This is a genomic window from Streptomyces sp. 8N616 (genome assembly GCF_052246385.1).
Classification (GTDB): Bacteria; Actinomycetota; Actinomycetes; order Streptomycetales; family Streptomycetaceae; genus Streptomyces.
This window is the reverse complement of sequence record NZ_JBQQBY010000022.1, coordinates 130,634-143,138: the sequence shown is the minus strand read 5'-3', so window position 1 is coordinate 143,138 and position 12,505 is coordinate 130,634. Positions and strand designations below refer to the sequence as shown.

Below are 12,505 nucleotides of genomic sequence, written 5' to 3'. Positions count from 1 at the left end.
TGCGGGTTGTTGGTCTTGGGTTGCTGGGTTGCTGGGTTGCAGGGGGTGGGGCAGGGGCGGGGCGGTGGGTCGGTGGGTCGGTGTCCGGGCGGGACAGGGGCCGAGGGGGCGCGGGCCGGCGTCCGGTTGGGCGGGACAGGGGCCGAGGGGGGTGCGGGCCGGTGTCTCGCTGAGCCGGACACGGTCCGCGGTGGGCGCTCTGACCGCGTGGTTGGCCACTCGATGGGGTGACTTGCTGGCTGTGACCTGGTCTGATCACTGTGCGTGAGGGAGAATGGTTGTACGAACTCGCCTACGGGGGCGCGGAGTTCATGACGGGGGATCGGGGGATCACCGATGGGTGCAGTGAGTGCGGTTGCCGACGCTGGGCTGGCCGAAGCTGGGGTCGTCGAAGCTGGGCCGGGGACGCCGGATGAGTGGGCGGGGTATCTGGCCGGAGCGGTGCCGGGTCCGGAGACCGCCTCGTTGTTGGCGGTGCTGGATGCGGAGAAGCTCTCGGGTGCGGGGCGGATCGACGCCTTACGTGCGTTGGAGCGGCATGCGGAGTGGGTCCAGGCATTGCAGGTACGGGTGTTGGCGGCGCTGGACACGGAGCCGGTTGAGCCGTTTCCGGGTGAGGAGTCTCCGGCGGAAGGGGTGTGGGACTTCACTTGCGAGCAAGTCGCCTGCGCTCTCCGGATCTCGAACACTACTGCTGCTACCCGTCTGGCGACCGCCCGGGAGCTGGTGGGTACGTTCACTCCTACGCTCGGTCTGCTGGAGGCCGGTCGTATTCATTACATGCAGGCCAACGCGGTGGTGGAGGTCACCCAGAACCTGCCCCGAGCCACGGCGGCCCAGGTGGAGGCGCTGGTGGCGGAGCGGATGCCGGGGCAGGCGGTCTCGGCGACCCGCAAGGCGCTGCACCGGGCGGTCCTCAAGGCCGACCCGGAGGGTGCCCGGGCCCGGCATGAAGGGGCGAAGAAGGACCGGAAGATCAGTCGGCGGATGGATCAGGATGGCATGGCGTGGTGGTCGGTCTACGTTCCGGCCGAGCAGGCCGCTCAGTTGGATGCTGCCGTTGATGCCCATGCGGAGATCATCCGCAGCGGTCGGGAGGACACCCGGAGCTTGGAGCAGCGTCGTGTCGATGCCCTGGTCGATCTGGTCGTCCACCACTCTCTCCGGTTGAACGGGACACGCCTTCCTCGTGGCGGCCCGGGAAGGCTGGTCCCGGTGAACCGGACAGGCGGCCACGCGGACCAGAACGCTGTCCAGTTGAAGGGGACACGGCGTCGGGTCGAGGGCAGCGCTGTCCAGGTGAACGGGACATCTGACGATGGCCGCACTGATGGAGGTGTTGTCCGGTTGAGCGGGACAGGCGGCCGGTCCGCACCCGTTGTCCAGGTCACGGTCTCCTTCGACACCCTCATCGGCGCCACCGACGACCCTGCCGAGCTGAAGGGCTACGGACCCATCACCGCCGGGCAGGCCCGCGCGCTGGCCACGGAGCCCGGCTCCATCTGGCGCCGCCTGATCACCCAGCCCACCACGGGGATGCTGATCAAAACCGACCCCACCACCTACCGGCCCACCGCAGAGACCGCGCGACACGTCATCGCCCGCGACGGCCGCTGCGCCTTCCCTTCCTGCCAGATGCCCGCCCACCGCTGCGACCTGGACCACGTCCAGCCCTTTAACCACCAGGCACCGGAGAACGGCGGACACACCACCCCGGAGAACCTCATCCCGCTGTGCCGGCGCCATCATCTGCTCAAACACCATGGGGGCTGGTCGGTTGAACGGGACAACACCAACGGTCACGCCGCCTGGACCGCCCCCACCGGCCACACCTACACCAACACCCCCCATACGTACGCGGCCTAGACCGCCCCGCCCGTCCGCTGACCCTGGGGGCTGCGGTGAGCGAGGGGCGTTTTATTCAGGCGGGGCGCGGCAGGCCGATGGGGTTGGGGAACGGCAGCACGTTCGCGTCCAGGAGGTGCCGGGCCGGGGCTTCCAAGGCGGTGAGAAGTGTGTCCGCTTCGTGGTCGCGGAGGGGTTGCAGCAGCCGTGCGGCGAGGCGGTCGGTGGTGTCCTCGATGCGGTCCCGTTCTTGGCGGCCCTGTGAGGTGGCTTGTGCCTGTGCGTCCAGCAGGCCGCGGGAGCGCAGCCGGTCCAGGGCGGCTGCCCACTCGGTCTCGCTCCAGCCGCGGTCCAGCCGGATGCTGTCGCTGGGCACCCGGCCGGTGGCGGCGGCGAGGGCGAGGGCCTCAGGGGCGTCCAGTCCGTGGTCGGCGAGGGCGGCGGCGTGGGCGTCGCCGCGGAACTCGCGCAGGGCTGTGGTGAGTTGCCACAGGCGTTCCACCGGGTCGTCGCGGTCGCACAGCGGGCGGTTGGCGGCGAACAGGGGCCGCGCGAGTGCGGGGGCGTCCTCCACCATCGCCGTGAGGGGCGCGGAGAGCCTGGCGGCGTGGTCGTCGATATCGGGGATCGCCCTGCGCAGTGCCTGGGCGGCGTAGCGGGCGCGGGCGTCGGTGACCTGCTCGGGTGTGACGGTCCGCCACGCCGAGGGCAGGGCACGGGCGACCATTCCGGGGGCGAAGACGGCGAGCGCGGCGGTGGCGGCGCCGGGGCAGACCGGCCCCATGGGAGCCGTACGGGCAGCGAAGTAGCCCATCCAGAAGCCCTTGAGGCCCAGGGCCTTGCCCATCCTGCGGCACTCCTCGTCGAAGTAGATCACCGCATGGAGAGGTTCGGTACGCAGCCACAGGGTGCGGGATTTCGGCTCCATGAGGCCATACGTTACCGCCGCCCGCGTCGTGCCTTCCTGCTGGGACTGCGGGAGACCCTCGAGAAGCCTCGTCCGTCCCAGCTCAGAAGGCACTTCGGCGTTCTGATCAGGATCAGGGGCCGTCGCGAACGTGACGTGCGCTTCGGTGACTAGATGGCGAACGGGCCTTGCCAGGGGCCCGTTGTTGACTTCCCAGGCCACGTGCATGCGCCCGTCTATCTTGACCACAGTCGGGACGCCGGCCGGGAACGCCCTGGTGGACGCTGAGGTCGGCACGCTGCTGAGAGGGGGGCGGCTGCAACTGCCCTCCACGCATGGTTCTTTTCTTGGCTCTGTGAACAGCGGCGTGGCGGCGGGGCGTACGGCCTCCCAGTCGGGCACGCACCGGCCGGGCGGAGAAAGGCGCGCCGCCCGGTCGCGTACCACGGCGGTCATCCCTTCACGGCGCCGCCCAGTGTGAAGCCGCCGCCCAGGCGTCCCGAGATCAACACGTACAGCAGGATCACGGGGGTCGAGTAGAGGATGGAGAATGCGGCGAGCTGGCCGTAGACGATGGAGCCGTAGTTGCCGAAGAAGGTGAAGATGCTGACCGAGGCGGGGAGTTGATCGGGGGTCAGCAGCAGCATGAAGGGGACGAAGAAGTTGCCCCACATCATGATGAAGCTGTAGATCGTCACCACCGTCACGCCCGGCCCCATCAGCGGCAGCACGACGCGTACGAGGGTCTGGAAGGCCGAGGCGCCGTCCGTCCAGGCGGCCTCTTCCAGGACGGTCGGGACGCCGTCCATGAAGTTCTTCATCAGCCAGATGGCGAAGGGCAATTGTGAGGTGGCCAGGAAGAACGCGGTGCCCTGCATCGTGTCGATCAGGTCGACCTGGACGAACAGGCCGTAGACCGGGACCATGACCGCGGTGATCGGCAGGCAGGTCGTGAACAGGACCGTCAGCATGTACGGCCGGTTCAGCCGTGAGCGGAAGCGCGACAGCGGGTACGCGGCGAGGGCGGCGCAGGCGACGGTGAGGGCGGTCGCGCCGCCGCACAGCAGCAGGCTGTTGAGCATCGGCGTGAAGGTGATGTCGTCGGTCATCACCGCCGAGAAATTCTCCAGCGTCGGGGACTCGGGCGGCCGGACGCGCAGGGTGGCCTCGCTGTCGACCGAGGCCATGACCAGCCAGAGAAGCGGGATCATGAAGGCGGTGCCGACGGCGAGCAGGGCGGCGTCCGCGGCGAGGCGGCGGCGAGTGATGCGGGTGGGGCGGGTGGGGCGGGTGACGAGGGGGCGCATTTCGCCTCCGTGCGACATCGCTACTGGGCGGGGCCGTTGTTGGTGCCGTACGCGCATGGGTGCGTACATGAAACCGTCCGTCGCGCCGTTGGGGAAGATGCGGCGGTCGGACTCAACGGTCAGCGCGGGTGTGCCGCGCCGCGCAGTTGGGAGAGGGCGTCGGCGACTTCCGGCACATACGGGGCGGCCACACCGAGATCGGTTGCACGGGCGTACGCGGGATGGCCGGTGTACGCGCTGAGCTGCCGCAGTGCGCGCAGGCCGTAGTAGCCGGGACGGGCGGCGGCAGCGGTGTCGGTGTCGGTTCCCGGCGCGGGTTCGGGGCGCTCCAGGGGCCGGCCGTCCGCTACGGCCTGAAGCGAACTCTGGAAGAGCTGATGGCAGGCCTGCACCCCGCGCAGCAGTACCTGGTGGTAGCGCGCTTCCGGGGCGATCGGGAAGCGCTGCTCCGCCAGTACCCGGCCGGTGTCGATGCCTGCGTCCACCTCGTGCAGGGTGGCGCCGTACTCGGGGTCGCCGTTCAGCAGGGCGAAGAGCACGGCGACGGACGGCAGTCCGCGGTGCTGCGGGAGCAGACCGTTGTGGATGTTGTAGAGGCGCAGGCCGGTGTCGAGGACCGGGGCGCGGAAGATCATGTGGTTGTTGATGGACCAGACGATGCCGTCGGTGCATTCCGCTGCGAGCCGGTCGGCATGGGCGTTGATATCGGCGACGACCGCATACGGCGCGGAGCCCCGCGCCAGGGTCCTCGCGTCCGCGGGGGCGTCCGAGCACACCACATCGACCTGGTGACCGGCGGATTGGGCGAATTGCACGGCGCGTACGAGGAGCGAGCCTCGGCCTACGAAGATCATGCCCTGGCCTCCGTCCGACGACCGTTCTGTGCGCCGGCTCGGCGGACGGCGGCGCAGACCCGTTCGAGGGTGAGATCGCTGACGAGGTGCTCGAGTTCGTTCATCAACGGTGACTCCTGGCCGGGGGGCAAAACCTCGGAAGCGACGGCGGACAGCATCTCCAGTACGGCCAGGGAGTCGCCGCCGAGCTGCTGGAAGTCGGAGTCGGGGCCGAGCAGTCGGCGATCCACTTGGAGAACGCGGGACCAGATTTCTGCCACCTGGTCCTCGGTCACCTGGTCCTCGGCCGGCTGGGGCTCGCTTGCCGGGGCCTCGACGGTGGACGGGCTGGGTTCCGCAAAGGGATCGGGAAGGGCCGCGAAGTCGACCTTTCCGCTTACCGTGCTGGGCAGGTCGGCGACCGGCACTACGGCCGCGGGCACCAGGTAGGCGGGCAGCTGCGCCGCGAGGTGGTCGCGCAGTACGGGGCCGAGTCCGGGCGCAGTACCCCCGGGCGCAGTGCCCCCGGGCGCAGTGCCCCCGGGCGCAGTGCCCCCGGGCCCAGTGCCCCCGGGCCCAGTGAACCCGGGCTCGGTAGCCGGGGCGGCGGCCAGGACGTACGCGCACAGGGCCGGTCCCGCACCGCCCGGACGTGAACGTACGGTCACCGCGGCGCGGCGGACGGCCGGGTGGGCTTCCAGCGCGGTCTCGATCTCGGCGGGCTCGATCCGATGACCGGCGATCTTCACCTGGTCATCCATCCGCCCGACGAACTCGACCCCGCCGTCGGGCAGTCGGCGGCCGAGGTCACCGGTCCGGTAGCGGCGTACCCCGTCCCGCCCGGTCACAAAGCGCTCGGCGTCGAGATCCGGGCGGTCCAGATAGCCGCGAGCCAGCTGGACTCCGGACACCAGGATCTCGCCGACGGCGCCCGCCTCCTCCACGGCGATCGGCTTGTCCGCGGCCATCAGCTCGACCTGGGCGTACGGTCCGGGGTGCCCGATGGGGACGGCGTGGCCCCGCTCCGTACCGTCCAGCACGTGGGCAAGGCAGGCGACCGTCGCCTCCGTCGGCCCGTAGGCATTGACGATCCGGCAGCCGGGGCCGAAGCGGCTGCGCGCCCGGTCGGCCGCGGTGCGGGTGAACTGCTCGCCGCCGACCAGCAGGTTGCGCAGGGCGCCGCCCGGCGCGAGGTCGAAGCGTTCGATCAGATCGAGGTGGGACGGGGTGACGGCGAGGGTGTTGACCCGGTCCTCGTGCAGGAGGTTGTGCAGAGCCGCCCGGGTCGGTTCACCGGGGAGCAGCACGGCGGTGCCACCGGCCAGCAGCGGCAGGAACAGCGGGAAGCAGGAGATGTCGAAGGCGTAGGAGGACAGGAAGGCGAAGCGTGTGGTGGCGTCGACCCGGCAGAGGTCCGCCGCCCAGCGCAGGAAGCCGACCAGGCTCCGGTGCTCGATCTGTACGCCCTTGGGGGTGCCGGTCGAGCCGGAGGTGTGGATGACGTAGGCGACGCTGTCCGGGTCCGGCTCAGGCAGCTGTACGCGGGGGGCCGGGTCGATGTCCTCGACGGCCAGCACCTGGCACGGCGCTGCTGCCCCGATACGGTCCACAAGGTGACGCTGTGTCAGGCAGATCTGTACGCCTGCGTCGCTCAGTACCTGCCGGATCCGGGCGTCGGGGTGGTGCGGGTCCAGCGGCAGGTACGCGGCGCCGGATTTGAGGATGCCCCACAGCCCTGCGATCCCGGCCGGTGAGCGGTCCACGATCAGTCCGACCGGGCTGATGGGGCTGATGGGGCTGATGGGGCTGAGCCGGCCACCCTCGGCCCGCCGCCCTCCGGGTGGCATGCCGCGGCGCAGCAGTTCGGCGGCCACGGCGTCGGAGGAGCGGTCCAGCTCGACGTAGCTGATCTCGCCCTCCGGGCCGTCCAGGGCGGGTGCGCCGGGAGTACGGGCCACCTGGTCGCGGAACAGGCGCACCACGGTGGTCCGCGGGGCCGGAGCGGCTGCGGGCGGGGCCGCCGCCGGTGGGGTGGCGGCGCTCGGCTCCTCAAGGGCCGCGACCAGCCGGTCGAGCAGGGCGTCGGCGCGGTCGGCCAGGCCCGTTCCGGAGCCCTGGATGCCGACGGTCAGTTCGGTGCCCGTGGGCGTTTCGACGGCGACACAGGAGACCGGTACGAGGGGCGCGTGCACGGGCAGGGCGTAGACCGAGGTTGCGGAGAATCCCGGGGCGGAGCATGCGGCGAGGTCGATCCTGCCCAGATGCGAGACGATCGCCGACGCCAGGTGCCGGTCGCGGCGCTCGGCCGTGGCTCTCCCGGCTCGCAGCAGTGCGGCGACCGCGGGCAGCGGCAGCCGGGCGAGCCCGGACTCGAAGCCGCCGGCCAGTTCGCGGTGTTCCTTCAGGGCACGGAGCAACTGCGCCTGGGCGGCGCGCCAGTCCTCCCCCGCGCTCAGCCGCAGGAACACGGGCAGGGTCAGGTTCGCGGTCGAGGACAACTCGGGCCGGTGCCGCCGCAGGTCCACGGGCACCATGATCCGCGCCTCGGCCACGCGGGCGCCGGGCGCGGCCGCGGGCGCGGCGGCGGCATCCGCCAGTGCCTGGGCGAGCCGGGCGGTGAGCGCGGGATGGTGACCCGGCAGCGTACGACGTCGCCACAAGGCGCTTCGGGACCCACCCGCCGCCCCATCGGCACCGCGTACGGCAAGGTTCCGGACCGCTCCCTGCCGACCGGACGCCTCCGGCGCGAGGGGGGACGGCTGGTCGAGCAGCAGGGCGGGCCGGCGGCCGGTCGCTCCGAGCCGGGCGAGCATGCTGTAGTCGGTCTCCGTGGAGGGCGCGGGGCGTGCGGGCTCACCGCGGAGCGCCCGGAAGACCTCGGTCGCCCAGATCAGCGCGCCGTGCCCGTCCATCACGCCGTGAAAGACGCGGAAGGCCAGCGTGGTCGGCCGCCCGGGTGCGCCGGTCAGCAGCACCACTTCGCAGCTGGGGCCCATGTCGGGGTCGAGGGCGCCGTCCTGTGACATCGCAGAGTCCGGCTCGAGCACCCGTACGCGGGGTGGCAGGGCTGTGTCCCGCCAGGTCCGGCCGTCCCGTACCAGCCGTGAGCCGGGGCACGCGCGGGCGGCGGTCGCCACCGCCGCCCGCAGCTCGTCGGCGTCGGGAGTGCCCTCCCCTTCGACCAGCAGCTGCAGGACCATATCGGGGCCGAGCCGACGGGCGGCGAGGTAGAGCCACTCGGTTGGGGAGACCGGGCGCTGCGGGGTTCCCGCTGGCTGTGCTGTGCCCGTTGGGCTGGGTTTGCGGGGATCGTGGTGACGAAGTCGTGTCATTCTCAGGTCCTGATTCCCGGCCGGTCCTCCGGCCGACCTCGTTCCGGGGCGGGTCGATTCGCTCCGGCCGATCTCGTTCCGGGGCGGGCCGGTTCGCTCCGGCCGATCTCGTTCCGGGGGGGCGCGCCGGCCGGTCTCAGCGCACAGCGCGTACGAATGCCTCTGGGCCGCCGATCGACTCGACCCAGGCCGCCAGCTGTCGCAGCCCGTGGTCGTGGTCCGTCGTCGGCGCGTAGCCGAAGTCCCGCTCGGCCGCCCCCGTGTCGTAGGTGCTGGAACGGGTGAGGAGCGCCACCGCGTACCGGCTGAGCGGCGGGGACTGGCGGTTGGCCAACTGGGGCAGGCGCCAGAGCAGTTCCACGGCCTCCACCAGGGCATCCCTGAGCAGTGGCGGGATCCTGCGGGTCGGCGGCCTTCCGCCGAACAGAGACGCCAGGCGGGCCAGGAAGGCCCACAGGTCGGTCTTCTCCCGGTCGGCGATGAAATAGGCTCGACCGCCCACTCGTTCGGCCGGCGCCTCGGCTGCGCTCAAGGAGGCCGCCACCGCGTTGTCGCAGTGGCACAGCGACACCATGACCTGCTTGCCCCCGGAGAGGTCCGGCAGTTTCCCGGCCATCATCTTGGCCACCATCCGCGGCAGGAAGCCGGAGTGGTCGCGCGGTCCCCAGATGCCGCGGGGGCGGAGGGCGCAGGTGGTGAAGCCCGGTTCGTTCGCGCCCAGGACCAGCCTCTCGGCAGCGGCCTTGGTCTCCGAGTAGAGGTTGAAGTAGCGGTCCGGGTACGGGGTGCTCTCATCGATGTCGAACCGGTCGCCCTCACCGACCCGCATCAGCGCGCTGGGGCTGCTGATGAAGACGAACCGCTGTGCCCCCGCGCGCCGGGCGGCCTCCAGCAGCCGCTCCGTGCCCAGCACGTTGGCGTCCCAGAACTGGGCGCGGGTGCCGAAGTCGACCACCCGGGCGGCGCTGTGGTGCACGACATCGACGCCCTCGGCGGCGCGGCGCAGCGACTCGGGGTCGCCGAGGTCGCCGTACACCAGCTCCAGGCCGGGTACGGACGAGCGCAGCCGGCTGATGTCGCTGCCCTGCCGCACGAGGGCGCGCACCTGGTGGCCCTCCCGAACGCAGGCGTCGACGATGTGGCCGCCGAGGAACCCGGAGGCGCCGGTGACGAGGACCTTCACGAGGCAACCCGCCGACCGGGGACGGACGTTGCGGCTGAGGGCAGCAACCGCCACCAGGTCGCCCCGTACAGCATGGTGAGCCACACCGTCGCCGCGGTACCGCGTCCGGCGGCCCGGCCGCGCGGCAGGGCCTTCGGGATCTGCACGGCGTGCACCACCACGCTGAGGAAGGCGTCGATCCACCACAGCGCCTGGAGTACGGGGGACTGGAACGGGTGGATCAACCCTGCAAGGAGGTAGGCCCAGCCGGCCAGGGGGATCGCGCGCAGGGCGGCCTGACGCCACCGGGCCCGGGTCCGGGCTCGTGCCCGGAACTGCGAGCCGGCCGCGCCGCCCTCCGGCGAGAGCTGCCCCGTGGCCCAGCGGGCCAACTCCCCGCGGCCGATCTTGGCGTTGTGCCGGACGTCGACGGGGAAGGCGGGATGGCGCAGAAAGTCCCGCACCTGCTCGGTCAGCGCCTGGCCTGCGGCGAGGCGGCGCAGCTCGGGCAGCAGCTGCTGCCACTGCTCCTCGTCCACCCCGGGCTCGGTTTCCACGCACAGTACGGGTCGCTGGGCGCCGGGCTCGCCGACGCCCACCAGCGCGGTGCGGCGGACCAGGGGGTGGGCGTTGAACACGCCTTCGCAGCGCACGGTGTGCAGCTCGCCCTCGGGGGTACGAACCCGCTGGCTGCGGCGGCCGCAGAACCACAGCCGGCCCGTCTCGTCGAGGTATCCCAGGTCGCCGGTGCGGTGCCACACCGTATTTCCCTGGTCGCTGGTGAGGATTTTGTGCTGGGCATCGGCGTCGGGAGCGGCGTGGTACCGGCGGCTGACCGAGTCGCCCGACACCACGATCTCGCCGACCTGGCCGGGGGCGACCTGCTGCGCCGCCTCCCAACGGGGTACGGGTGCATCGGTCGTGCGGATGATCCGTACGTCGGTGCCCGGCAGCGGTCGGCCCACGCAGCTGCCGTCGCCCAGTGCACCGCGCGCCGCCGTCTCCTCCAGCACCTCGGCGGACTCGATGGAGGAGATCGGCAGCACCTCGGTGGCGCCGTAGGTCACATGGACATCGGCCTTCTCGTCCAGCACGGTGCGCAGCGTGGCGACCACGTCCGGGGGGACCGGGGCGCCGCCGGACACCACACAGTGCAGGGAGGGCAGGTCCGCGGGGTGGAGGGTCAGGTGGTCGCCGAGGACCCGCAGCAGCGCGGGGGAGGCGAACATGGTGGACACCTCGAACCGGGCAAGTGCCCTCACCAGAGCGGTGGGTTCGGCGCGCGCGACCTTGGCGGGGGCGACGGGCGCGAGCACGAGGGTGGAGCCGAAGACCAGGTCGAGCATGCCGTAGAGGGGCAGGGTCACCAGCGAGACGTCGTCGCGGCTGCGCCTGTGGACGGACCGGATCCCATCGGCCATCGCGGCAGCCATACGGTGGGTGTACTCGACGCCCTTCGCCGGGCCTGTGCTGCCCGTGGTGAAGCCGATCATCATCAGGTCGTCGGCGGCCGGGCGGTTTTCGCTGATCGGACTGTCCGCGTCGGGCAGGCCGTCAGCGTTGGGCAGGCGGTTGCCGTCGGGCAGGCCGTCAGCGTTGGGCAGGCCGTGCAGGGTGTGGCCGCCCCAGAACCAGCGTCGGCCCAGGGTCACCCGGATACGAGTGCGGGCGAAGGTACGGCGGCTGAGCACCCGTACGGCGTGGGCCGGCGGTGGGCCGATGAACGCCTCCGCACCCACCGCGCAGTAGCAGTGCAGCATCCGCTTCACGCCCATGCCCGGGTCCACGACGACGGGCACGGCGCCGATCCGGAACAGAGCGAAGGCCAGCGCGAAGAGGTCGGGCCCGGGGGACGCCATCAGGACGGTCTTCGTCCCCTTGGCGATCCCGATCCGGGCGAAGCCGGCCGCCAGCTCCTCGACCCGCGACTGCAGTGCGCCATAAGTGAGTTCGTGGTAGCGGACGCCATCGGGGTCTTGTCCGTCGGGGTGGATGATGGCGGTCTTGCCGGGGAAGTCGCGGGCGTTGCATTCCAGGTACTCGGCGAGCGAGGTCATGGCTGGGCCCTCACCGCCCCCGCGAGGCCGGGGTCGGGGACCGGGACGGGCGGGCGGTAGCTCGCGCAGGCTGCGCTGAGCCCGGCGCCCGCGGTGACGAAGAGCAGTTGCTCGTGGGGATACGTACCGGCCTGCAGAAAGCCCAGAACCGGTGCGGCGGTATGCGGTAGCGCCTCACCGTCCTGCGGGCGGTTGACGACATCCGACGGGTCCAGGCCGAGGCGCTCGGCGAGCCGGGATGCGAAGTCGGGGGTGGGCCGGGAGCACACCAGCAGCGTCCGCGTCAGGTCGAGTCCCTCCTCACGTACGTACTCCGCGACCAGTCCCGCGGTGAGGTCGAGCAGCCGCTCCACCCAGCCGGCGTCCCTGCTCACGGTGATCTGCTGCCGCCCCTCGAGGCCCATGGCCGCCGTGTCGAGGTACCCGGCGGCGTCTGATGCCCTGTCCGCGTTGCGCAGCCGGACCGGGCCGAAGCCGGTGCCGGGCTCGGTGGAGCGCTCAAGGAGCAGGGCCGCGCCCAGGTCCGCGTACGGGTAGTCGGCGTGCTGGGTGCCCCGCCCGCTCGGGTGGACGTCGGCGGCGGTGATCAGGACCCGCTCGGTGCTGCCGGTGCTCAGCAGCGCCTGGGCCACCTGCACGGCGTTGAGCACCCCGCAGGCGCCGTTCATGAGGTCGAAGGAGAAACCGGCGCCGGGTACGGGGCGGGCGAGGTAGTCCAGGTTGATACCCGCCCGCTTCTGCACCAGGGCCCCGATGGCGGGCTCGAACATGTTGGATTCGCGGTAGACGCCGACGTTGACCAGTACGCCGACGGCGTCGGGCGAGAGCCCGGCAGTTGCCAGGCAATCCTGCGCCGCGCGGCCCGCGAGCAGCCCGGGGAGACCGGAGGTGTCGCCGGGCTCTGTGTTATCGGGCTCTGTGTTGCCGGGCTCTGTGCTGCCTGGCTTCCTGCTGTCGGGCGCTGTGTTGCGGGGCTTCCTGCCGTCGGGCTCTCTGACGCCGGGCTCGCTGTCGCCGGGTTGCGGCGAGGCGATCGAGGCGGCCTTGATGACGGTGGCCATG

General features: G+C 71.7%; 8 protein-coding genes. 1 reads left to right on the top strand and 7 read right to left on the bottom strand.

The window, feature by feature from the left end; all coding sequences use genetic code 11:
- The first annotated feature begins 336 nt into the window (after nt 1-336).
- Nucleotides 337-1,866, top strand: a complete 1,530-nt coding sequence (locus ACTWQC_RS21380) for a DUF222 domain-containing protein (protein ID WP_443317362.1) — start codon at nt 337-339, stop codon at nt 1,864-1,866.
- Between the two features lie 55 nt (nt 1,867-1,921).
- Here ACTWQC_RS21380 and ACTWQC_RS21375 read toward each other — a convergent pair whose 3' ends face one another.
- The 7 genes from ACTWQC_RS21375 to ACTWQC_RS21345 all read right to left on the bottom strand — a co-directional run bounded on the left by ACTWQC_RS21375 (nt 1,922) and on the right by ACTWQC_RS21345 (nt 12,504).
- Complete coding sequence (locus tag ACTWQC_RS21375) at nt 1,922-2,773, bottom strand: SCO6745 family protein (protein ID WP_443317361.1); 852 nt, start codon at nt 2,771-2,773, stop codon at nt 1,922-1,924.
- 431 nt (nt 2,774-3,204) lie between these two features.
- The gene (locus tag ACTWQC_RS21370; RefSeq protein ID WP_443317360.1) at nt 3,205-4,059 is read right to left on the bottom strand and encodes a carbohydrate ABC transporter permease; all 855 of its coding nucleotides are present in this window, start codon (nt 4,057-4,059) and stop codon (nt 3,205-3,207) included.
- Nucleotides 4,060-4,178: 119 nt separating this feature from the next.
- Complete coding sequence (locus ACTWQC_RS21365) at nt 4,179-4,913, bottom strand: formyltransferase family protein (RefSeq protein WP_443317359.1); 735 nt, start codon at nt 4,911-4,913, stop codon at nt 4,179-4,181.
- A complete protein-coding gene (locus tag ACTWQC_RS21360; protein ID WP_443317358.1) occupies nt 4,910-8,224 on the bottom strand; it encodes an amino acid adenylation domain-containing protein in 3,315 nt (1,104 codons plus the stop codon). Before ACTWQC_RS21360 ends, ACTWQC_RS21365 begins: the two co-directional genes overlap by 4 nt.
- Before the next feature lie 136 nt (nt 8,225-8,360).
- Nucleotides 8,361-9,407: an NAD-dependent epimerase/dehydratase family protein gene (locus ACTWQC_RS21355; protein ID WP_443317357.1), complete on the bottom strand. Its 1,047-nt coding sequence runs from the start codon at nt 9,405-9,407 to the stop codon at nt 8,361-8,363.
- Nucleotides 9,404-11,443 (bottom strand): fatty acid CoA ligase family protein, encoded by a 2,040-nt coding sequence (locus ACTWQC_RS21350; RefSeq protein WP_443317356.1) that lies wholly within the window; start codon nt 11,441-11,443, stop codon nt 9,404-9,406. Before ACTWQC_RS21350 ends, ACTWQC_RS21355 begins: the two co-directional genes overlap by 4 nt.
- Entirely contained in the window at nt 11,440-12,504 is a 1,065-nt protein-coding gene (locus ACTWQC_RS21345; RefSeq protein ID WP_443317355.1) for a hypothetical protein, read from the bottom strand. The genes ACTWQC_RS21350 and ACTWQC_RS21345 overlap by 4 nt, the downstream gene beginning before the upstream one ends.
- Nucleotide 12,505 lies beyond the last annotated feature (1 nt).